The sequence below is a fragment of the Acidiphilium acidophilum genome (assembly GCF_033842475.1).
Taxonomy (GTDB): Bacteria; Pseudomonadota; Alphaproteobacteria; order Acetobacterales; family Acetobacteraceae; genus Acidiphilium; species Acidiphilium acidophilum.
This window is the reverse complement of sequence record NZ_JAWXYB010000018.1, coordinates 2,386,467-2,407,406: the sequence shown is the minus strand read 5'-3', so window position 1 is coordinate 2,407,406 and position 20,940 is coordinate 2,386,467. Positions and strand designations below refer to the sequence as shown.

The window sequence follows — 20,940 nt, the reverse complement described above, 5'->3', positions numbered from 1 at the left end:
AGATGAAAATCCGCTCAACACTTCTGGTTGCAAGCTTTATTGCAGCCCCTGCGCTGTTGCCCATCGCTGCGAAGGCGCAGCCGGTGACCGGCCCCTATGTGAGCGCCGGGCTCGGCTACAACGTGATGAACAGCCGCAAGGTCGAAAGCTACGCGATCAATGGTGTCAGCACCAATCTCGGTGGCAAGGCCTTGTTCAGCAACGGATTTACCGGCGAGGCCTCGATCGGCTACGGGTTCGGAAATGGTTTCCGGGTTGAACTCGAAGGCGATTACTTTAATAACCAAGTCAAGAAGCTCGATGTCGGCCCCAACCAGTTCGTCGCCAGCGGCAACGAGAAGAAGTTCGGCGCGATGGTCAACGGGCTGTACGATTTCGACATCGGTATTCCTTACCTTTACCCGTTCATCGGCGCGGGCGTCGGGTATCAGTTCCTCGACTGGCGCAATGTCGAGATCCCCGGCACCGGCAGCTACATTAACGGAACACCGGGCTCATTCGCCTATCAGGGCATCGTCGGCATGTCGTTTCCGATCCCGGGCGCGCCTGGGCTCGCGGCGCAGGTGCAATATCGCTACATGTCGACCATCGGCACGCAGCATTACAAGGCGATCGAGGATGGCCATCCCGCGACCTTCAAGGTTGGCCGCGATTCCAACAATATGGTTCTGGTGGGCTTGAGCTACGAGCTGTTCCCGCCGATGCCGCCCGCAGCGCCGGCTCCGGCACCGACCCCAGTTGCCGCTCCGGCGCCTGCGCCGGCCCGGACCTATCTGGTGTTCTTCAACTGGAACAAGGCCGATCTGACGCCGCGCGCCACGCAGATCGTTGCCGAGGCCGCGCAGGCTTCGCAGACGACCCATGTGACCAGCCTGAACGTGAACGGCTACACCGATACGTCGGGCAGCCCGGGCTACAACATGAAGCTCTCCTATCGCCGTGCCGACAACGTCGCCGCCCAGCTGGTGACCGACGGCGTGCCGAAGAGCGACATCGTGATCAAGGGCTTCGGCGAGACCCATCTGCTGGTTCCGACCGGCCCGGGTGTGCGCGAGCCGCAGAACCGCCGCGTGGAAATCATTCTTCACTGATTTCGGTATCATGGCTCTGAAAAGCCCCGGCTTCGGCCGGGGTTTTTTTATGCCAGCAACCGGGCCTGGAGACGTTCGCGACCGCTCGCAGTGAGGCCGAGCGCTTCGAAATAGGCAATGACGCCACCCCATTGCCGGTCGATCGCGGTGAACATGGTCTCGATATAGGCCGGGTCGGCCCGGCCGAGACAGTCGAGCGTTCCCGGGTCGATGGCGCGACCGAGCAGGTTGCCGAGAGTCCGGGCGACGTGTTTCGTCTCGGCTTCGATATCGATCCGGTTTGCAGTTTCGAGATAATCCGCGATGATCGCATCGCGCTCGATGCCGAGTGCGGCGAGCAGGAGGGCGACGGTGACGCCGGTACGATCTTTTCCGACGTGACAATGGACCAGAAGGGGAATGCCCCAGCCGCTGATGATCGCTTCGGTGGTGTCGCTCAACACGGGGGCAACGAGCCGCGGCAACGCCGCATAGAGGTCGAGCATCGCGCGATACGCCCCTTCGGGACCCGGCTCGCGGGCGAGGCGGTCGATCAGGGGTTGCATGCCGGCTTCGCGGTCGGTCGTGCCGGGCATCACGATGGTACGGGCGGGGGCGAGACTGGGCCATCGGCTCGGAAAGCGGTGGCGCTCCGCGCTGCTGCGCAGGTCGCAGATCAGCTTGACGCTGAGGGTTTCGACGACAGCGAGGTCCGCTTCGGTCAGGTGGGCAAGAACACCTGACCGGTACAGCGTATCGGGTCGCAAATGGCGGCCATCACGGGTGGGCAGAGGGGCGACGGCGCGAAAATTAGGCGCGCCGGCAAGGCTCGTCACGGCTTGGGCGCGAGGCGCTCCATGCGGCGGAAGGCGCTGCTTTCCACGATACCGCAAGCGACCACCACGATGGGTTGCACTGCCGGAGCGCGACGGGCGAAATCGTCGAGTTCATGTTCGGTGTTCAAGGTGAGGACCTTGCCGAACAGGACTTTGCTCTGGTTGCAGAAATCGGTGCCTTCGTGGATGCCGGCCGAAGACTGCACGTTGGCGAGGCTGGTGATGTAGGTGTCTTCATATCTTTGGAACAACCGCCCATGTTCCTGGCGGAAATAGGCATCCACATCGTGCTGTTCGGCGAGGATGTGCGGCTGGAACCGCTTCATGAACGTGTCGTAGTCGCTGCGCTGGTCGCAGGTGAGGGCGCTGACCATCAGGGTGCTTTTCAACCCGATCACGTCGAGTGCCTGCTGCGTCGTCGGCACCATGCAGGCCATGGCATTGCCGGCGGCGAACATGGTGGCGATCAATCCGAAAGCGAAGCGGCTGGCGGTGCGGCGCATGGAACATCCTCAGAAACAGGGACCGACGCCCGGGCTGGCGCCCGAGCGTCTTCACATAGTCGGGGAACTGCCTAGAAGTAAAGTAAAATATTGGCTTCAGACCGCGATCTCGTTGAATTGCAGGATCGGGCTGACATCGGTGAAATTGGCGATATCGCCCATGATTTCCGCGCCATGGGCCTCGGCGGCCTTGCCGAAGGCGACCATGCTTTCGAATTCGAGGATGGTGATGACGGCATAGGTCGGCGCGCCGCCGTCCGGGCCGGGGACGCCGTGCATCACCCGGCTGCCGTGCAGCCCCATATGGCTCCATCGGGCATCGACCAGCTTCATGTGGCTGTCGTGATAATACGCGGTATCGAATTTCGACGTCGCGGTTTTCGGGTACAGGACCGAGATGGCGATCATTGGCGTGTCCTCAATTTATTGGTGCGCCATTGTGGCGCTGCCGACACGCTCATGCAAGCAGCGCGCTGGCGGCGCCCTATACTTTTGCCACCCGCAGCGCGTTGGTCGAGCCGCTCTGGCCGAACGGCACGCCGGCGACGACCACGATTTCCTCGCCCGCCTGCACGAAACCTTCCTGGCGCGCGAGTTTTGCCGAGAGGTTGACCGCTTCGCTCATCGAGAACACCTCGTCGGTGACCAGGGCATGGACACCCCAGACCACCGCCATGCGCCGGGCGGTGTCGATCGAGGGGGTCAGGCCGATCACCGGGCAGTTCGGGCGCTCGCGGGCGACCCGCAACGCGCTGGCACCGGAATTGGTGAAGGCGACGATCGCGCTGGCGCCGATGGTGCGGGCGACCTGATCGGCGGCCTGGGCGATGGCATCGGCGGATGACGCCTCGGGGGCGGGGCGTTTGGCATCGATGCCGCGCCGCCAGTCCTCGTCGCGTTCGACCCGGGCGATGATGCGGTCCATCATGTTGACCGCCTCGCGGGGGTATTGGCCGGCGGCGCTTTCGGCGGAGAGCATCACGGCATCCGCGCCGTCGAACACTGCCGTTGCGACGTCGGAAGCTTCGGCACGCGTGGGGGCGGGTGCCGAGATCATGCTTTCGAGCATCTGGGTTGCGACCACGACGGGCAGGCCGCGCGACTGGGCGGCGCGGATGATGCGCTTCTGGGCGATCGGCACTTCCTCGGGCGGGAGTTCGACGCCGAGGTCGCCACGGGCGACCATGACGGCGTCGGAAGCGTCCATGATCGCGTCGAGATTGTCGAGCGCCTGGGGTTTTTCCATCTTGGTCATGATCAGGGCGCGGCCGGCGGCGATTTCCCTTGCTTCGAGCACGTCTTCGGCGCGCTGGACGAAGGACAGGCCGATGTATTCGACCCCGTGTTCGAGGGCGAAGGCGAGATCGATCCGGTCTTTTCTGGTCAGGGCGGGGATCGGCAGGACGACGTCCGGCACGTTGACGCCCTTGCGGTCCGAGAGCGGGCCGCCGTTGACGATTTCGGTCAGCAAATGATCGTCGCGCTTGCGCAGGACCCGCAGACGGAGTTTGCCGTCGTCGAGCAGGAGTGTGGCGCCGATGCTGGCGGCTTCGATGATCTCGGGGTGCGGCAGGTTGACGCGGCGGGTGTCGCCGGGGGCGGGATTGAGGTCGAGCTGGAATTCGGCGCCGGTCTGCAACTGGATGCGGCCGCCGCGAAACTGGCCGACCCGCAGCTTCGGTCCCTGAATGTCGGCCAGAATGCCGATCGGGCGATCGAACTTGCGTTCCAGGGCGCGGATCATCTCGATACGGCTGAGGTGATCCTCATGCGTGCCGTGGCTGAAATTGAGGCGGAACACGTCGGCCCCCGCCTCGAACAATTGTGCCAGCATGTCCGGGGTGGCGCTTGCCGGACCGAGAGTGGCGATGATCTTGGTGCGCCGGTGACGCCTGAGCCGAGAGGCCATGTCCGTATCCTTTGATCGCGTGTGCGGGGGCGTCGTGCTACAATCCGGCATCGCAAACAAGTGCGGCGCGGCTGCGTGGTCGCGCCGGAGAGGAAGTGGACGCAAACGACATGACAGAGATAAATGACGCGCAGCGCACCGAACTCGAAGCGGCGGCATTCCGCACTTTGGTCGCGCATCTGCGCGAGCGGAGCGACGTGCAGAACATCGATCTGATGAATTTGGCGGGATTTTGCCGCAATTGCCTTTCGCGCTGGTATCGCGAAGCCGCCGACGCGCAGGGCGTGGCGATGTCCGACCCGGAGGCCCGCGAAATCGTGTATGGGATGCCCTACAAGGAGTGGCAGGCCCTGCATCAGAAGGCGGCATCGCCCGCGCAGCAGGAGGCGTTTGCCAAGGGTGGCCATTCCTGAAAGGTAAGATAAGGAAAGGGGAGAAAGGGCTTCTTTTTTGTAAAAAAGAAGCAAAAAACTTCTATGAGTTGAGGCACGGGCGCTTTTAACGATATCGGCCAAGATTAATAAAGTTTTTTTGCTTCTTTTTGTTCACAAAAAGAAGTCTTATCCTAAACTTGAACTGACCCTAAAAATGCCGCTCCATCACCTTGACCACATCGCCCGGCGCGATCAGCGTGGTCGGTGACGCGCGGTATTCGCGCGAGACTCCATGACTGACCCGGATGACGCCGAAGCGTGACTCGATGGCGCGGTAGGTGAAGCCGCCGGCGATCGAGACGGCGGTGAGCACGGTCATGCCGGGCTGGAACGGGTATTGGCCGGGTTTGTTGACTTCGCCGAGGATCGAGAAGGGCCGGTAGGATTTTACCTCGACCGCGACTTTCGGGTCGCGCAGGAAACCGCGCCGGATCAGGCCTGCCGTGATGGCATGGGCGACGCCGCTGGTGGTGTGACCGGCTGCGGTGACCGGGCCGAGCAGCGGAAGGTCGATCGTGCCGGAATCGCCGATCCGATAATCGGCGCTCAGTTGTTTCTGATCGAACACGATGACCCTGATATCGTCGCCGGTGCCGAGCCGGTAGGAATGCGTGGCACCGGGCGGCAAAGGCGGCAGGTCGGCACCGTCGGCACAGCCCGCGATGGCGGCGATGCCGACCAGGGAGGTGGCGCGGAGCAGAAGGCGGCGTCGCGGCTGGGATGGCATGGTGAACTCAACCCTCGGGCGATTGCGGTGACACACAACTTTAGATTGACTCTTGGGCGAAATGACAGAATAATCGAGCCACTGCGTGCATCGCATATTATGCGGAGGTCAACCAATGCCCGATCCGAATTCGCGCCCGATCTGAATGTCCGAAGCGGTCCCGCGCATGCATGGGCTGGCGTTATCGGCGGGGAGGGCCGAGCGTGCCGACCCGTTGGTGCCGTTGCGGGCGGTGCGCCGCCATTGGCGGCTGGCGTGCAGTGTGGCGATCGGGCTGCCGCTGTTGACGGGATTGGCGTTGTCGCGCGTGGCACCGGTTTATACCGCGACCGGTACGCTGTTGTACGCCCCGGTCGATTTCAATCCGAAATTGCTCCGTGGCGTGCTGGAGACCAGCCAGGTCACCGATTCGCTGATGGCGAGCCAGAGCGAGGTGGTGCGCAGCCTGCCGGCGATCGATCAGATGGTCGGGTTGGTCGATTTTCGGGGTGATCCGGTGTTCAACCCGCAGGCGGGGCGGGCACCGCTGTGGCGGCGATGGTTCGGACGGTTGTTCGGCCTGCCGGCGTGGCATCCGAAGCCGCTCACGCGGCGGGATCTGATCGAGCGGGTGCGGGCATCGCTGCGGGTGAGCGTGCCGGACGGGTCGCAACTGCTCGATGTCAGTTTTGACAGCCGCAGTCCGGCGCTTTCGGCGGCGGCGGCCAATGCGGCGATGCGGGTCTATCTCGCGCGGCAGCGTGACGCCAATCTGGCCGTGCTCGATCATGCGCAGGCCTGGTTGACCCGGCGGGCGGCGGCGACGGCACGGTCGGTCGAGGTGCTCGATGTCGAAATCGCGCGGGCGCGGGCGCGGGCGGGCACCGAGCATGGCAGCGGTGCCGCGCCGCTGACCGATCAGGAGGCGGGGCAACTGACCGACAGCCTGGCGGTCGCCGAGACCGATCTGGCGACGGCGCGCGCCGCGATGGAACGTGGCAAGGGCGGCATGCCGGCAGCGGCGGCGCAGGCGGCGATTGCGGCGAATGTTGCGCCGATGCGCGCGCGGGCGGCGGAACTTGCGTCACAACTCGCGTCATTGTCGGGCACCGAGGGGCCGAATTATCCGGCGGTGCGCGCGGCGCGGGATGCGCTGGCGGCTTTGCGGGGGCAGATCGCGGCGGCGACCGCCCGGCAGATGACGGCGTCCCGCCTCGCGGTGCGGGCCGATGAGGCGCGGGTCGCGACGCTGGAATCCGCTCTGGCCGCGCTGCGCCATCGGACCGCGACGGAATCGATCCGTGCCGCGCCGCTCGCGAGCCTTGAAGAGCAGCGCAGCGCCGAACGCAGCCTGCTGCGCGCGCAGACCGAACAGATCGGCACGCTGGAAAGCCAGAGTGTGCTGACCCGGCCGGATGCGCGGGTGATTTCACCGGCCACCCCGCCCGGAAGCCCGAGCGCGCCTCATAGCGTGCTGATCGTGGCGGGGGCGGTGCTGCTCGGGCTCTGCCTCGGGGGCGTGGCGGCTCTGGCGGCGGATGCGCTCGATGCGACGTTCAGGACCGGCGGGGATGTCCGCGCCGATCTCGGCCTGCCCTGCGTGGCGCTCATTCCCGAATTGACCCGCAGGACCCGGCGTGGGCTGAGCGTGGCGGATTATGCGCGGCTGCATCCGTTTTCGCCGTTCAGCGAGCAGATGCGGGCGTTGCGGACCAGCCTGTGGCTCGATCCCACCGGGCCGCGCAGCCTCGCGATCACCGCCGCGCGACCCGGGGAGGGCAAGACCACGCTCGCGGTCAGTCTCGCGGTGTCGCTGGCGGCGGGGGGGATGCGGATTCTGGTGATCGATTGCGATATTCGCCAGCCGAGTTTCGATGCGGTCTTCGACCTCGGCGGGATGCCGGGCCTGACCGATCATTTATCCGCGCGGGTCGAACTCGATGGGGCGATTCACGCGATGACCGAACTGGGACTCGATGTGATGCCGGCAGGATCGGTCGCGACCGATGCGCTTTCGCTGTTCATGTCGCAGCGGTTGCCGCTTTTGATGACGGCGCTGGGGCAGCGGTATGACCTGGTCATTCTCGATCTGCCGCCGGTCTTCGCGCTCGCCGAGGCGCAGGTGCTCGCGCGGGTCGCGGATGCGACGCTGCTGTGCGTCCGTTGGTCGGACACGCCGCGGCGGGTTGTGGCGGCGGCGATCGGGCTGCTCGATCAGGCGGGTATCCGGCTCGCCGGTACGGTGCTGACGCGGGTGGACGGTGCGCGCCATGCAAAGGCAGGTTTTGACGATTCCGAACTCTATCATCCACGCTATGGCGGCTATTTCAGGTCTTGACGCCCGCGCGGGCGGTGACGCGGCTGCTGGGTTCGGCGAGGCCGGACTGATCGCGGCGGGCGCGGCGCTGATGCTGTGGCCGGCGCTCCATAACGGCTTTCCGCTGATTTTCTCGGATACCGGCACGTATATTTCGCAGGCGATGGAGTTTCATCTCGGCTGGGACCGGCCCCCGTTTTATAGCTTTTTCATTCTTGCGCTGGATTGGGGGCGCAGCCTGTGGCCGCCGGTTCTGGCGCAGTGCCTCGCGACATCCTGGCTGATCCGGCGGACGCAGTTGATGGTGGTTCCCGGTGCGGGATTGGGGGCCGGGGCGGTGCTGCTGGGCGGGCTGTCGCTGGTGACGTCGCTGCCGTGGACGGCGGCGCAGATCATGCCGGATATTTTCACCCCGATGATGGTGCTGGCCTTTGCGCTGCTGGTGCTGGAAGCGGACCTGTCGAACGTCGAAATCCGGGTGTTGGCGGGGATCGTGACGCTGGCGCTGATGGTGCATCTGAGCAACCTGCCGATCTATGCGGGCTTGTGCCTCACCGTGCTGGCGGCGCGCGTTTTGCGGCGCGGCTGGGTGCGGTGGCGGGCGTTGCTGCTGCCGGTGGTGATCGGTACGGCGGCGCTGATCGGGGTCAATCTGATCGCTTCGGGCCGGCCATCGCCCTCGCCGTATGGCGCGACGTTCATTCTGGCGCGGCTGCTTGGGGATGGGCCGGCGCGTGTGGTGCTTGCGCGGGATTGTGCGGCGCGGGATTGGGCGTTGTGCGCGTATCGGCATGAGATTCCACATACTGCGGATGCGTTTCTGTGGCGGGCGGGCAGTCCGCTGTATCGCGCCGGCGGGCCGGTCCGGTTGATCGGGCAGACCAAGGCGATCGTTACGGCGACCCTGGTCGCCGAGCCCGGATGGGTGGCGCGGGATGCGGGGCGGGATTTTCTGCGCCAGATGATGACGTTCGCGCCCGGGAGCGGCCTGCGGCCCTGGTATGCCACGGCGTGGCAGACGATCGCGCGCGATATGGCGCGACCCGACGTGCGCGCGTTCATCGGAAGCCTGCAGGCGCATGGCAGGCTGAGGGTTCCGGACTTGCTGATGTCGGTGGTGCAGGGGCTTGCGGTGATCGGGATGGCGCTGACCGGGGCGGTGGCGCTCGCTTTTCCAGTGGCAGGGTTTTGCGGTGCCGGGTGGTGGCCCGCGACCTTCGGGCGGGGCGGCCGGCTGGTTGCGTTGGCCTGGATCGTCGGCCTTGCGCTGATCGGCAATGCCGCGGTCACCGGCGCGCTTTCCGGACCGCATGACCGCTATCAGAGCCGGATCGTCTGGCTGGCCGTGATGGTGGGGATGTTGATCGCCCAGAGGGTTCAGGCAGGATTGCGATCCCGCCCGATCAGGAGAACGGCGTAGAGCCTGAAGCGGGCGATGCCGAAGCGGTGCCGCCAGTCGATCAGGTGGCGGGCGCGGTAGCGCATGCCGAAATGCAGATCGATCGCGGCGAGCTGGGCATCGGAGAAACTGCCGGCGAGATCGGTCGGCAGACGGTCGAGGAAGCGCGCGACCGCGCTGGAACGAGACATGAAACCGGACATGGCCCGATCATCCGGTCATCCGGTCGAGCGGGGGGATGGCGCGCAGCACCGTGCGTTTCAGCACGATCGGGCCGATCATGCCGGTGGTCATCATCGCGACCAGGAACAGGAGAAAATGATCGCCGTTCCAGGAGGTCAGGTGCAGCAACACCCCTTTGGTGAAGCCGATGAAGATCGTGTTGAACAGGTAGATCATGAGTGAATATCGCCCCATCGTGACCAGGATACGATCGGAGGATAACCACGGACGTCTTACCAAAGAATGAACGGCCGGCATCGAAATGATGCCGAGCGCGAGTAACCGGAGGTCGAACGGCCAGGCGTGGCCGAACCGGGCGACGAGGACGAAGCCGGTGGCGAAGACGGCCATCAGGGGGCGATGCCAGCGATCGATCCAGTCGGTCCAGCGTGCCCCGGCGGCTCCGGCGCCGATGCCGATGACGTAGAACAGGCCGTAGCGGCAGATATCGGCGAGGTAGAGATGCCATGGCGGCGTGGCCCATTCGAGAGCGACAAACCCGAGCAGGACCAGCCACAGCCGGTTGCGGGCGAGCCAGACCGCGACGGGGGTGGTGATGCCGAGGACGAAGAGCACCGCGAGGTACCATAGCGAGTAAGCGGGGCTGCGCCCCGGGTTCCACACGAGGTCGATCATGCCGGCGAGCACGCTGTGGGGGGGATTGTCGACATACATGAACCGGGCGGCGGCGAGTTTGCCCGCGATGATCAGCAGACCCATCACGGCGAAAGGCAGCAGGAGGCGGCGCGCGCGGGATTTCAGCAGGCCAGCCCATGCGCGTGGCGGGACCCGGACGTGACTGGCGAGGGAGGCGACCATGCCGCTCAGATAGAAGAAGAACGGCATGTGAAACCCGTAGATTCCACGGCGCAGCGGCGGGTACCAGGCGACGTGGGCGGGGTCCTGGCGGGCGACGATATGGCCGAACACCACGAGCATGATCGCGAGGCCTTTGGCGCGATCGATGTCGAGCCGTCGCATCAGGCGGAGGGAACGCGGTCCGGCGCGTCGGTCAGGATGCCGTGGACGAAGCCGGCGGCGAAGGCGGCGGTGCAGCGCAGGGTGAGAAGGGCGGTGCTCGATTTTGGCCAGAACAGCAAAGGCGCCAGCAGGATGGTGTGGGCCGCCATGCGCCATGCCTTGCGCGCCCGGGGTTCGGCGAGCGCGCCGAGCATCACGGCTTCGGAAACCCCGCTCCAGTACTGACGGTCGATCAGCCAGGCGGGCTGCAGGCGTTCGCGGGCGATTTCGTGGTGCACCACCAGATGCGGATTGAACCGGACTTTCAGGCGGGCGCGGCGCAGGCGGCGGATGATGTAGGTTTCCTCGTTCGACAGCAGGCGGACGCCGTGCCGGCCGAGGCAGGCCGGGAAACCGCCGAACCTTGTGAGGATGTCGCGGCGGAAGGCGATGTTCGCGGCATAGGGTTCGGTGTCGGCAGCGCCGGGGTCGTCGGGCTTGACCGTGTCGATGATGGTGAGCACCGCGCGCAGCGACGGCGGCCACCAGGATGGCAGGCGGGACTGGAATTGCGGCAGGATGCTGCCGCCCATCGCCGCGATGTCGGGATCCTGCGCGATCGAGCGGGTGAGGACCTCGACCCAGTCCGGCGCGGGGGTGGCATCGTCGTCGAGATAGGCGATCCAGGTGCCGTGGGATGCGGCGAGGGCGGCGTTGCGGGCGGCGCTCAGCCCCATGGCCGCGAGGCGGATGTGCTGCGCACCGAACCGGGTACTGATGCGCTCGATCGCTTCGGCCTCGGTGGCGTTCGACCCGGAATCGATGATCAGAATGTCGATGTCGGACCGGGGGGCACCGAGCCCGGCGAGGCAGCGGGCTGTGGCGAGGCTGCGGTTATGGGTGCAGATCGCCACGCTGAGCAGGGGGCGCGGGGGCTGCGATGACCGGGGGCTGGTCGATGGATCGGGGTGGCTTGCGGGCATCGCAACATCCTGTTGACCGGCGACATTCAATTAAAGGTTGTGTATGATGGCCTGAAATGCAACCGAATTGCAATTGAAATCATGTCGCTATCGGATCGCTTGCGGGATATTTCGTCTCTGGTGCTGCTGATCGGGTTGATCGGCTCGGTGCGCATTGGTGTGGCGCAGTCGATCGGGGATGCATTGCCGCTGGCCGTGCCGGGGTTTGCGGTGGCACCGGGCGTGACCGCGCTCTCGCGGCTGCATCGCGACGATCTGCCCGCGGGGATCGCGTTGCCGGGTTTTCCGCCGGATGTTGACGTCTATCCGTCGCTGGGCGCGGGCATCGGGGGCGACAGCGCGCCGGGCGCCGGGCAGGCGGCTTCGGTTGTCGGGCAGATCCAGCCGGCGGTGCGGCTCGACGATGCGGCGCTGGGGCTGGTGATGTATGCCGGGGCCGATCTGACGCGCTATGGTCACGATGGCGCTGCTGATTCCAACGATATCTCCGCCGGGGCCGGGATGGAGATCCCGCTCGGGCCGGAGACCCTGACCCTCGGGGCGGCGCGGGTGGCGACGCAGGATTCGGCGCTCGGTCTGACGCAGAGCGGCGGCAGCGCGCCCTTCGGCGTGGTGGTCGATGCGGTGCGGCTGGCGGTCCGCCGCCCGGTGGGGGCATTCGATGTCACGGCGCGGATTGCCGCGACGCAGGCGGGGTTGAGCGTGATCGGCGGGGCGGTGCCGCCGGGGTTTCGCGCACGCACCTCGTTGACGACCGGTGCCACGATCGAGACCGCCGATGATGCGGTGCTGCGCTGGCTGGTGACCGGACATGTCGATGTGGTGCGCTATCGCGATGCGGTGGCGGGCGCGGGATTTGCCGATGGCGATGATCTGGCGCTGATCGCCGGGGTCGAGACCGAACCGGCTGCGGTGACACGGGTGCGGCTGCTCGCGGGCGTGGTGCGTCAGGCATTCGCTGCCGGAACCGTGCGGGATGTGACGAGTCCGGTGGTATCGGCGGGGTTGGGCTGGGCGCCGGATGGTCTGGTTTCGCTCGAACTCGACGTGACGCGCGATGCCGGGCTGGCCACCACGCTCGGGACGCCGGGAACGGCGGTAAATACCGCCCGGCTCGCGATTGCCGAGGCTTATGCGCGCAATCTGCTGTTCACCTTCGGCCTTGATGCGCGCAGCGGTGTGGTGGCGAACCGGACGGCGACGGAGATCGACGCGACCGTGGCGGCGCACCTTCAACTCTCGCGCAGCCTGACGATCGCGCCGTCGCTGCTGGTGGCGCGTCGGCACGATCTGCCGGGGTCGGCGCCGCGCGAGGCGCGGGTGATGCTGCTGCTGATCTGGTCGCGGTAGGCTTCCGGCGGCGATGATCGTGCGGTCGTCGCCTTGCCGATCATCGGTATCTGCGTAATAAAATAACGCGACGACCAAAACGGGGGAACGGCATGAGCGGGTTGCGCTCGGCGATCGATCGGCGTTCGGCGGATTTCACGGAAAATCGGACGGCGATGCGGGGGTTGGTCGAACGATTGCGCGCCGATGTCGCGATGATCAGCACCGGTGGCGGCGAAGCGGCGCGGGCGCGGCATGTCGGCCGGGGCAAGCTGCTGCCGCGCGACCGGGTGCGGCTGCTGCTCGATCCGGCCTCGCCGTTTCTGGAGTTTTCGCAATTCGCCGGGCACGGCATGTATGACGAGGACGTGCCTGCCGGCGGCATCATTACCGGGATCGGCCGAGTTAGCGGACGGGAATGCGTGATCGTCGCCAATGACGCGACGGTGAAGGGCGGGACGTATTTTCCGGTCACGGTCAAGAAGCATCTGCGGGCGCAGGCGATTGCGGCGCAGAACCGGCTGCCGTGCATTTATCTCGTCGATTCCGGCGGGGCCAATCTGCCTCGTCAGGACGAGGTGTTTCCCGATCGCGAGCATTTTGGCCGGATTTTCTATAATCAGGCGCAGATGTCGGCGGCTGGAATTCCGCAGATCGCGGTGGTGATGGGCTCCTGCACGGCGGGCGGTGCCTACGTGCCGGCAATGGCCGATGAAAGCATCATCGTGCGGGATCAGGGCACGATTTTTCTCGGGGGACCGCCGCTGGTCAAGGCCGCGACCGGCGAAATCGTGACGGCGGAGGATCTCGGAGGGGCGGATGTGCATACCCGGCTCTCGGGTGTCGCGGATCACTTTGCCGAGAGCGACGCCCATGCGCTCGGGATTGCGCGGCGGATCGTGACAGCGCTGAACGCGGGGACGGTTGCGGCGGGTGAGACGCGCCCGCCGCGTGCGGCCCTGGGCGAGCCCGAGGATATCTATGGCGTGGTGCCCGCTGATCCGCGCGCGCAATACGATGTGCGCGAGGTGATCCGGCTGATCGTCGATGCCGGGGAATTCGACGAGTTCAAGCAGCGTTACGGCACCACGCTGGTGACCGGTTTCGCCCATGTCTGGGGCTATCCGGTCGGGATCGTCGCCAATAACGGGGTGCTGTTTTCGGAATCGGCGCTCAAGGGGGCGCATTTCATCGAATTATGCGCGCAGCGCGGGATTCCGCTGGTGTTTCTGCAGAACATCACGGGCTTCATGGTCGGGCGGAAATACGAGGCGGGTGGGATTGCCAAGGACGGCGCGAAACTGGTGACGGCGGTTGCGACCGCCGCAGTGCCGAAATTCACCGTGATCATCGGCGGTTCGTTCGGGGCGGGGAATTACGGCATGTGCGGACGGGCCTATGATCCGCATTTCCTGTGGATGTGGCCGAATGCGCGGATTTCGGTGATGGGCGGCTTTCAGGCGGCTTCGGTGCTCGCGCAGGTCCGGCGCGACAATATCGAGGCGAAAGGCGGGGCCTGGAGCGCGGAAGACGAGGCGGTGTTCAAGGCACCGATCGCGGCGCAGTACGAGAGCCAGGGACATCCCTATTACGCGAGTGCCAGACTGTGGGATGATGGGATCATCGATCCCGCCGATACCCGCATGGTGCTGGGTCTCGGGCTTTCGGCAAGCCGGAATACCGAGGCGCGGCCGACGCGGTTCGGCCTGTTCAGGATGTGACGCTCATGAATGGTCCCGTGGAACTGACGATCGATGGTGCTGGTATCGCAACCGTGATGCTCGACCGGCCGGAAATTCACAATGCGTTCGACGATACCATGATCGGTGCGTTGAACGAGGTGTTCGCCCGCATCGCCGCGGACCGCTCGATCCGGATGATGTGTCTGGAAGGGCGGGGGCGGAGTTTTTCCGCTGGTGCGGATCTGAACTGGATGCGCCGGAGTTCCGACTACTCGCCAGCGGAAAATCTCGCCGATGCCGAGGATCTGGCGCGGCTGATGGCGGCGCTCGACCGGTTGGAGATTCCGACCATCGCGCTGGTGCAGGGGGCGGCGTTCGGCGGCGGGGTCGGGCTCGTCGCGTGCTGCGACATCGCGATCGCGGCGGAGGGCGCGCGGTTCGGTTTTTCCGAGGTGCGGTTGGGGCTGATCCCGGCGGTGATCAGCCCCTACGTGGTCCGGGCGATCGGGGCGCGGCAGGCACGGCGGTATTTTCAGACCGGCGAGGTGATCGATGCCGCGACGGCGTTGCGGCTCGGTCTGGTGCATGAGGTCGTGCCATCGGGCGCGGTGGCGGCCACACGGGCGCGGATCATCGATGCGCTGCGACAGGGTGGACCCTCGGCGATGCGGGCGGCGAAAACTCTGGTGGCCGATGTTGCCAACCGACCGATCGAGACCGGCCTGATGAGTGCCACCGCGCAGTTGATTTCAGCGCATCGTGCATCGCCCGAGGGGCGCGAAGGGCTGGCGGCATTTCTGGAAAAACGCGCGCCGTCCTGGCGGATCGATTGAACGAGGCATGATGTTCGACTCTGTCTTGATCGCCAATCGCGGCGAGATCGCCTGCCGGATCATCCGCACCGCGCGGCGGATGGGACTGCGCAGCATCGCGGTGTTCTCCGAGGCGGATCGCGATGCCGCCCATGTCGCACTCGCCGATCAGGCGGTGGCGATCGGGCCGGCACCTGCGGCGGAGAGTTATCTGGCGATCGAGCGCATCATTGGGGCGGCACGGGCGAGCGGGGCTACGGCGGTGCATCCCGGCTATGGGTTTCTCAGTGAGAACGCGGCCTTTGCCGAAGCCTGTGCGGCTGCGGGGTTGATCTTCATCGGGCCGCCCGCCGCCGCGATTCGCGCGATGGGCTCGAAATCGGCGGCGAAGGCGCTGATGGCCCGTGCCGGTGTGCCGCTGGTGCCGGGGTATCACGGCGATGATCAGGACCCGGTGCGCCTCGAAGCCGAGGCTGCGGTGATCGGCTATCCGGTGCTGATCAAGGCCTCGGCGGGCGGCGGCGGCAAAGGGATGCGGATCGTGACGGCGCCGGCGGATTTCGCGGCTTTCCTTGCGCTGGCCAAGGGCGAGGCGCGCGCGGCCTTCGGTGACGATCATGTGCTGATCGAAAAATACCTCACCCGGCCACGGCATATCGAAATCCAGGTCTTCGCCGACCGGTTCGGCAATGTGGTCTCGCTGTTCGAGCGGGATTGTTCGATCCAGCGCCGCCATCAGAAGATCATCGAGGAAGCGCCCGCGCCGCTGATGAGCGAGGCACAGCGCCTGACCATGGGCGAGGCGGCGTGTGCGGCGGCGCGGGCGATCGATTACGTCGGGGCGGGAACGGTGGAGTTCATCGCCGAGGGTGGCGAGTTTCATTTCATGGAAATGAATACGCGCCTGCAGGTCGAGCATCCGGTCACCGAGATGATCACCGGGCTTGACCTCGTGGAATGGCAGTTCCGGGTGGCGGTGGGCGAGGCGCTGCCGCTGACCCAGAACGAGATCGAGCGGGTGGGTCACGCGATCGAGGTGCGGATTTACGCTGAGGACCCCGCGCGGGACTTCGCGCCATCGACCGGCACGCTGCATCATCTGCGCCTGCCGGAGCCGTCCCGCCATGTCCGCATCGACTCCGGTGTGCGGGAGGGCGATGCGGTTTCGGTGCATTACGATCCGATGATCGCCAAGTTGATCGCCTGGGACACCGACCGTGACGGGGCGATCCGGCATCTGGCCCAGGCGCTGGCCGGGTTCGAGATCGACGGGGTGCGGAACAATATCGGGCTGCTGCGGCGGATCGTCACCGAAGCCGATTTTGCCGTCGCCGACCTCGATACCGGGTTCATTGCGCGCCACGAGGCGGCGCTGATGGCGGCGGCGCCCCAGGCATCGGCTGTGGTGTATGCGGCGGCGATCGATCGCTGGCTGCGTGATCTGCCGGTGTCAGGCGATCCGGCATCGCCATGGAATGTGCGCACTGCGTGGCGGCTCAACGGTGAGGCGTTTCAGGACCTGATGGTGGAGGCTGACGGGGCGGCGTGTTCGGTGCGGGTTTATCCCCGGTCCGAATGCGCGTTCGGGTTCGATCTGGAGGGGCACATTCATCAGGCGAACGTCACGGCGGTGGCACCTGATCGGGTGCGCGTGATGGTGGGCGGTGAGGTCGTGACGGTCACGGTGTTGCGGCGCGAGGATCTGATCGTGGTGTTCGCGCACGGGCATCGTCATGCGATGCGGGTGATCGATCCGTTCGCAGCGCGGGGCGAGGCTGCCGCAGGGGGTGGACGTGTCGTGACGACGATGCCTGGGCGGGTGATGGCGATCGGGGTCGCGCCCGGCGATATCGTGGCGGCCGGTGATCTGCTGGTGACGATCGAGGCGATGAAGGTGCAGTTCCGCATGACGGCGCCGGGGGGCGGCGTGGTCAGGCAGGTGTTGTGTTCCGTGGGTGAACTCGTCGAGGATGGCGCGGAACTCGTGACCATCGAGGCGGAGGAGAGGGCCTGACCTGCGGCAAGCCGCGCCCTCCGTTCGTCAGCGGCTGACCTTGATCTGGTGCATCTGGGTGAGGCCGAGTTCCGGGATGATGCCAAGGAGCGGGATGTCGGTATCGGCTTCGAGGACGCGTCCGAACAGGGCGCCCTTGCGGAAGAAGTTGCCGAGGATGACGATGAGAACGGCACCGAACAGCGCGAGGATCACGGCGGCCAGCATGATCAGCTTGCGCAGCGGTGCGGGGTTGAGGGGCACGACCGGCGGTGAGAGGACGCGGACATTGGCGCGTTTTTCGGCATCGACCTGTTCGACGAGCTGCCGTTCGCTGAGGGTTTTGGCGGCATTGGCGTAGTTGGCGGCGGCGAGATCCTTCTGGCGTTCAAGATTGCCGAGCTTAGCCTTGAGCGCATCGAGCCTCGTCAGTTGGGTTCCGATATGGGCAAGGCCCGCGCTGTCCTGTTGGGCGCGGGTGCGGGCGGCGGCCAGGGATGCCGTATCCTGCATCAGATCGAGGTCGATCTGGCCGAAGACCGGGTTCTGGCCGCTTTCCAGACTGGATGGCGCGCCATTGGCGGTGGCGTGGGCGAGCAGGGCGGTTTCGGTGGCGATCTGGGCGCGGAGGTCTTGTGCTTCCGGGCTGCTGGGGCGGTAGTTGGACAGCATGGTGGCAAGTTTGGTCCGCAGCGCATCGAGGCTCGAACGCAGGGCCATGGTGCGTTCGCCGATATTGGTGCTCTGCCGGAGCGGGATCGAGCGGGGCACCGAGGAATGGGCTCGGCGCAGCGCGGCAAGGCTGGTTGAGAGCTGCGCGACTTTCGAACGGGTTGCCATCAGGTCCTGTTCCATCCCGCCCTGCTGGCTGAGCAGGATGGATTCGCGGGTCTGGAACTGGGTTACGTTGTGGGCGGACTGGAATGCGGTGAGATTGTCTTCGGCGGTCGCGAGCGCGCGGCGCTGGACGGCGACGGCAGCGGCGACGGCGCGGGACTGACGATCCGTGAAGATCGCGCGGCGGCGTTCGAGATAGAGTTTCTGGAGGGTTGCGACGACCTGACGCGCGACCTCGGGCCTGGGGTTGCCAAAGCGGATGGTGATCACGTCGTTATCCGCCCCGGCGATGACATCGAGATGGCTTTCGAATACGGGGATGGCGCGTTCGATGAGCGCGCCGGAGCCGCTCGATGGTTTCGGGGGGACGACCAGATTGTGAATGGTGGTGATCAGGCGGTCGAGCAGGCCGGGCTTGCGGGCGAGGGCGGGGTAGAGCGTCCTGACGCCGATCGTGGCGATCACCTGATGCGCCAGATCGGCCGAACGGATGATCGCGACTTCGGAATCCATCATGTTCTGGAGCGACAGGGCCTCGTTGGCGAGAGAGCGCGATCCGGCGGTGGGGCGGAACGTGTATTCGGTGCTCGGCAGCACGACCATCTGCGATGTCGCGATGTAGCTGGGTTTGACGTAGAGCGCGAAACCGAGGCCGATCGCCAAGATCAGCAACGCGAATTTCAGCAGACGCCGCCGCAGCATGAACCCGGTTTCGACCAGTTCGTGAAGATTGTCGGCGGAGGTGAAGCGGTGGGTCGTGGACGACATGGCGGTTTACTTTCGGGACAGGGACGCGAGCGGGGTGAGCGCGCGGTGCGGCGGAACGGGACGGGCGAAACCGGCGGAGCGGGGCTTGGCCGCGATCGGGGCGCGGCGTGGTTCGGCGTAGCCCGAGCAGGCGACCAGGGCGCCGGTGAGCACGAACAGCACGTTGCTTTTCGCCCCAAGGGAGTTGCTGGTCGAGGCGACCATGATGACCACCACGAGCATCACGCGCCCGAACAAGGGCGAGCGCCGCCAAAGATCGATCATCAGGGACATGAAGCCGAGCAGATAGACCGAGAAGCCGATCAGCCCGAGATTGACGAAGGCGACCAGCCAGAAATTTTCGATGCCGGTGAAGGGCGGGTGCAGCCCGACCTCTGACAGGAGTTGCGGCATGCGGTTGACCTCGATGCCGAGCAGGATTTCACGAAAATCCATCAATCCGGGGACCAGAAACTGAATCTCGCGGACTTTGGCGCTGGTATCGACGTAATCCTGGCTGACGATGCGATCGGCGATCGATGTCTGGGTGATGACGAACCAGGCGAGGGCGAAACTGAGCACCAGGCCGCCGAGGATCGCGGCGAGTTTCAGCGCCGTGAGGCGGCGGTTCAGCAGATCGAGCGCCAGGAACCACGCGCCGAGCGCGAGGAGAGCGGCGACGGTGGCAACCAGCGCCGCACGGCCTCCGAAGGCGAACAGACCGACCAGTGAAAGGCCGAGCAGGACGGTGGTGAATAGCGGGCGCAGGCGCATCTGGAGCAGCAGGAAGATCGCCATCGACGTCATCATCGCGCCGGTCAGCGGATGGTCGTACAGGGCGACGCCCCGGAACACCTGGAACGGCGCTTTATACTGATAGGTGCCGATATAGAGTCCGACCAGTAGGTGGCGGGTGAGGCTCTCGGTGATCGCGATGACCACGTTGAGCATGTAGAGCGAGAGCATGACCGCACCGAGGACGCGGCGTTCGGCGATCGAGATGTCGCAGAGCACGAGGAGCAGGATGCCCGCCGAGAGGTAGCTGTCGATCAGGGCGGCGGAACCGGTGACGCCGATCGTGATCAGCGAATAGGCGATGCAGGATATGAATGCGATGACGAAGGTGGCGATCAGGCGGTTGGCGGCGAACAGGCGCATCAGGGTGCCGAACGGGTCGCCGCCTTCGAACAGGCGGATCGCGAGGGCAAGGACCGCCACATAGGTCGCCGGGTTGATTTTGACGATCGGGCTGCCGCCGGGAATGTCGTAGTGAATGCCCATGATCATCAGCAGGTTGGCCGAGATGGTCAGCTGCATCGCGAGCGAGAGCATGGCCAGCGCGACACTGAGGCGCGGGGCCACGGGCGGCGCGTAAGGCGGCCGGCGGGAGGGGATCAGCGGGCGCAGGGCGCGGGACGCAGGAGGCGTCATGAGCGGGAGCCTCGCAGATCGGCGGCAATCGCGCCGGCAAACCGGAAGGCACCGAGGCCGTAGCGGCCGGCGAGTCGGCGCGGTTCCTGCAGCAGTCGCCAGAGCCATTCGGCATGCAGGGTCCGCACCGCCGGCGGTGCGCGGCGCACCAGGCCGAGTGCCATTTTGACGCCCTGGCCGATGCAGAGCGCCCAGCAATCGGGCAGGTCACGATGATACCGGTCGATGAAGATTTCACTCTGGGGCGCGCCGACGCCCATGATCAGGAGGCCTGGCCGATGGTGCGCGATGGCGGTTGCGAGCGCACTGCATGCGGCGGGCTGGGCGATGAAGCCGACGGGCGGAATCGCGGTGGCCACCTGATCGATCATGCCGTGCGCGCGCGCCCAGGCGGCTACCGCCTCGGCGGTTTCCGGGCGATCGACCACGAACATCAGACGCATGGGGGGGTCGGGATGCTGCATCACTCGCGCGATCAGCCCGGAACCGGTGACCCGGTGCGCATGGTGACCCCGCAGGCGTGCATAATACTGCACTGGAAATCCATCGCACAGAATGAGGACGGCGCGGCGATAGGCGGCGCGAAACGCGGCATTGCGACGGAGTTGCACGATATGGTCCAGATTGGGGGTCACGATGAGGCAGGCACCTGCGCCTGCCGGAGAGGATGTGGCGAGGCGCAAGGTGACGCCGGCTTCATCGAGCGTGCTGGGGATCAGTCCGAAAATAGGGTGTGCGGTCATGGCAGACAAAGGAAAGGCCGCCTGTGC

The 20,940-nt window shown here is 65.9% G+C and carries 19 protein-coding genes; 8 read left to right on the top strand and 11 right to left on the bottom strand.

The genetic code is table 11. The features are described 5' to 3' along the window. The first annotated feature begins 2 nt into the window (after window positions 1-2). The gene (locus SIL87_RS14035; protein ID WP_319614778.1) at window positions 3-1,091 is read left to right on the top strand and encodes an OmpA family protein; all 1,089 of its coding nucleotides are present in this window, start codon (window positions 3-5) and stop codon (window positions 1,089-1,091) included. 47 nt (window positions 1,092-1,138) lie between these two features. On the opposite strand, the gene SIL87_RS14030 is transcribed toward SIL87_RS14035, so the two are convergent. From SIL87_RS14030 to pyk, 4 genes are all read right to left on the bottom strand, one after another. Beyond that, a complete protein-coding gene (locus tag SIL87_RS14030; RefSeq protein WP_319614777.1) occupies window positions 1,139-1,906 on the bottom strand; it encodes a tyrosine-protein phosphatase in 768 nt (255 codons plus the stop codon). Then, window positions 1,903-2,409: a hypothetical protein gene (locus tag SIL87_RS14025; protein ID WP_319614776.1), complete on the bottom strand. Its 507-nt coding sequence runs from the start codon at window positions 2,407-2,409 to the stop codon at window positions 1,903-1,905. Before SIL87_RS14025 ends, SIL87_RS14030 begins: the two co-directional genes overlap by 4 nt. Before the next feature lie 96 nt (window positions 2,410-2,505). Continuing rightward, entirely contained in the window at window positions 2,506-2,817 is a 312-nt protein-coding gene (locus SIL87_RS14020; protein WP_319614775.1) for an EthD family reductase, read from the bottom strand. A gap of 76 nt (window positions 2,818-2,893) precedes the next feature. Further along, window positions 2,894-4,318: a pyruvate kinase gene (gene pyk, locus SIL87_RS14015; RefSeq protein WP_319614774.1), complete on the bottom strand. Its 1,425-nt coding sequence runs from the start codon at window positions 4,316-4,318 to the stop codon at window positions 2,894-2,896. Between the two features lie 110 nt (window positions 4,319-4,428). Here pyk and SIL87_RS14010 point away from each other — a divergent pair, with 110 nt between their 5' ends. Next, window positions 4,429-4,731, top strand: coding sequence for a DUF1244 domain-containing protein (locus SIL87_RS14010; protein WP_319614773.1), 303 nt, complete (start codon window positions 4,429-4,431; stop codon window positions 4,729-4,731). Window positions 4,732-4,900: 169 nt separating this feature from the next. On the opposite strand, the gene SIL87_RS14005 is transcribed toward SIL87_RS14010, so the two are convergent. Beyond that, window positions 4,901-5,479: a polysaccharide biosynthesis/export family protein gene (locus SIL87_RS14005; protein ID WP_319614772.1), complete on the bottom strand. Its 579-nt coding sequence runs from the start codon at window positions 5,477-5,479 to the stop codon at window positions 4,901-4,903. Between the two features lie 145 nt (window positions 5,480-5,624). Here SIL87_RS14005 and SIL87_RS14000 point away from each other — a divergent pair, with 145 nt between their 5' ends. Then, entirely contained in the window at window positions 5,625-7,796 is a 2,172-nt protein-coding gene (locus SIL87_RS14000; protein ID WP_319614771.1) for a GumC family protein, read from the top strand. Continuing rightward, window positions 7,774-9,195, top strand: coding sequence for a hypothetical protein (locus SIL87_RS13995; protein WP_319614770.1), 1,422 nt, complete (start codon window positions 7,774-7,776; stop codon window positions 9,193-9,195). The genes SIL87_RS14000 and SIL87_RS13995 overlap by 23 nt, the downstream gene beginning before the upstream one ends. Here SIL87_RS13995 and SIL87_RS13990 read toward each other — a convergent pair. From SIL87_RS13990 to SIL87_RS13980, 3 genes are read right to left on the bottom strand one after another with little or no spacing between them, the layout of a single operon-like run. Next, window positions 9,153-9,365 carry a hypothetical protein gene (locus SIL87_RS13990; protein ID WP_319614769.1) on the bottom strand — a complete coding sequence of 71 codons (213 nt, stop codon included), beginning with the start codon at window positions 9,363-9,365 and terminating at the stop codon, window positions 9,153-9,155. The genes SIL87_RS13995 and SIL87_RS13990 overlap by 43 nt on opposite strands. Window positions 9,366-9,384: 19 nt before the next feature. Further along, window positions 9,385-10,377, bottom strand: a complete 993-nt coding sequence (locus SIL87_RS13985; RefSeq protein WP_319614768.1) for an acyltransferase family protein — start codon at window positions 10,375-10,377, stop codon at window positions 9,385-9,387. Continuing rightward, window positions 10,377-11,339, bottom strand: coding sequence for a glycosyltransferase family 2 protein (locus SIL87_RS13980; RefSeq protein WP_319614767.1), 963 nt, complete (start codon window positions 11,337-11,339; stop codon window positions 10,377-10,379). Before SIL87_RS13980 ends, SIL87_RS13985 begins: the two co-directional genes overlap by 1 nt. Before the next feature lie 81 nt (window positions 11,340-11,420). Here SIL87_RS13980 and SIL87_RS13975 point away from each other — a divergent pair, with 81 nt between their 5' ends. From SIL87_RS13975 to SIL87_RS13960, 4 genes are all read left to right on the top strand, one after another. Beyond that, a complete protein-coding gene (locus SIL87_RS13975; protein WP_319614766.1) occupies window positions 11,421-12,689 on the top strand; it encodes an outer membrane beta-barrel protein in 1,269 nt (422 codons plus the stop codon). Between the two features lie 92 nt (window positions 12,690-12,781). After that, a complete protein-coding gene (locus tag SIL87_RS13970) occupies window positions 12,782-14,389 on the top strand; it encodes a carboxyl transferase domain-containing protein (protein ID WP_319614765.1) in 1,608 nt (535 codons plus the stop codon). Window positions 14,390-14,394: 5 nt separating this feature from the next. After that, the gene (locus SIL87_RS13965; protein WP_319614764.1) at window positions 14,395-15,183 is read left to right on the top strand and encodes an enoyl-CoA hydratase/isomerase family protein; all 789 of its coding nucleotides are present in this window, start codon (window positions 14,395-14,397) and stop codon (window positions 15,181-15,183) included. Between the two features lie 7 nt (window positions 15,184-15,190). Further along, complete coding sequence (locus tag SIL87_RS13960) at window positions 15,191-17,176, top strand: acetyl/propionyl/methylcrotonyl-CoA carboxylase subunit alpha (RefSeq protein ID WP_456304830.1); 1,986 nt, start codon at window positions 15,191-15,193, stop codon at window positions 17,174-17,176. A 27-nt stretch (window positions 17,177-17,203) separates the two neighbouring features. On the opposite strand, the gene SIL87_RS13955 is transcribed toward SIL87_RS13960, so the two are convergent. From SIL87_RS13955 to SIL87_RS13945, 3 genes are read right to left on the bottom strand one after another with little or no spacing between them, the layout of a single operon-like run. Then, on the bottom strand, window positions 17,204-18,760 hold the full coding sequence (locus SIL87_RS13955; RefSeq protein WP_319614763.1) for a GumC family protein: 1,557 nt from the start codon (window positions 18,758-18,760) through the stop codon (window positions 17,204-17,206). A 6-nt stretch (window positions 18,761-18,766) separates the two neighbouring features. Then, the gene (locus SIL87_RS13950; RefSeq protein WP_319614762.1) at window positions 18,767-20,170 is read right to left on the bottom strand and encodes a VpsF family polysaccharide biosynthesis protein; all 1,404 of its coding nucleotides are present in this window, start codon (window positions 20,168-20,170) and stop codon (window positions 18,767-18,769) included. Beyond that, window positions 20,167-20,913, bottom strand: a complete 747-nt coding sequence (locus SIL87_RS13945; protein ID WP_319615985.1) for a WecB/TagA/CpsF family glycosyltransferase — start codon at window positions 20,911-20,913, stop codon at window positions 20,167-20,169. The genes SIL87_RS13950 and SIL87_RS13945 overlap by 4 nt, the downstream gene beginning before the upstream one ends. Window positions 20,914-20,940: the final 27 nt, after the last annotated feature.

Coding starts and splice junctions, on each gene's coding strand:
- SIL87_RS14035 (WP_319614778.1), top strand. CDS start 3: ATGAAAATCCGCTCAACACTTCTGGTTGCAAGCTTTATTGCAGCCCCT.
- SIL87_RS14025 (WP_319614776.1), bottom strand. CDS start 2,409: ATGCGCCGCACCGCCAGCCGCTTCGCTTTCGGATTGATCGCCACCATG.
- SIL87_RS14020 (WP_319614775.1), bottom strand. CDS start 2,817: ATGATCGCCATCTCGGTCCTGTACCCGAAAACCGCGACGTCGAAATTC.
- pyk (WP_319614774.1), bottom strand. CDS start 4,318: ATGGCCTCTCGGCTCAGGCGTCACCGGCGCACCAAGATCATCGCCACT.
- SIL87_RS14010 (WP_319614773.1), top strand. CDS start 4,429: ATGACAGAGATAAATGACGCGCAGCGCACCGAACTCGAAGCGGCGGCA.
- SIL87_RS14005 (WP_319614772.1), bottom strand. CDS start 5,479: ATGCCATCCCAGCCGCGACGCCGCCTTCTGCTCCGCGCCACCTCCCTG.
- SIL87_RS14000 (WP_319614771.1), top strand. CDS start 5,625: ATGTCCGAAGCGGTCCCGCGCATGCATGGGCTGGCGTTATCGGCGGGG.
- SIL87_RS13995 (WP_319614770.1), top strand. CDS start 7,774: ATGGCGGCTATTTCAGGTCTTGACGCCCGCGCGGGCGGTGACGCGGCT.
- SIL87_RS13990 (WP_319614769.1), bottom strand. CDS start 9,365: ATGTCTCGTTCCAGCGCGGTCGCGCGCTTCCTCGACCGTCTGCCGACC.
- SIL87_RS13985 (WP_319614768.1), bottom strand. CDS start 10,377: ATGCGACGGCTCGACATCGATCGCGCCAAAGGCCTCGCGATCATGCTC.
- SIL87_RS13980 (WP_319614767.1), bottom strand. CDS start 11,339: ATGCCCGCAAGCCACCCCGATCCATCGACCAGCCCCCGGTCATCGCAG.
- SIL87_RS13975 (WP_319614766.1), top strand. CDS start 11,421: ATGTCGCTATCGGATCGCTTGCGGGATATTTCGTCTCTGGTGCTGCTG.
- SIL87_RS13970 (WP_319614765.1), top strand. CDS start 12,782: ATGAGCGGGTTGCGCTCGGCGATCGATCGGCGTTCGGCGGATTTCACG.
- SIL87_RS13965 (WP_319614764.1), top strand. CDS start 14,395: ATGAATGGTCCCGTGGAACTGACGATCGATGGTGCTGGTATCGCAACC.
- SIL87_RS13960 (WP_456304830.1), top strand. CDS start 15,191: ATGATGTTCGACTCTGTCTTGATCGCCAATCGCGGCGAGATCGCCTGC.
- SIL87_RS13955 (WP_319614763.1), bottom strand. CDS start 18,760: ATGTCGTCCACGACCCACCGCTTCACCTCCGCCGACAATCTTCACGAA.
- SIL87_RS13950 (WP_319614762.1), bottom strand. CDS start 20,170: ATGACGCCTCCTGCGTCCCGCGCCCTGCGCCCGCTGATCCCCTCCCGC.
- SIL87_RS13945 (WP_319615985.1), bottom strand. CDS start 20,913: ATGACCGCACACCCTATTTTCGGACTGATCCCCAGCACGCTCGATGAA.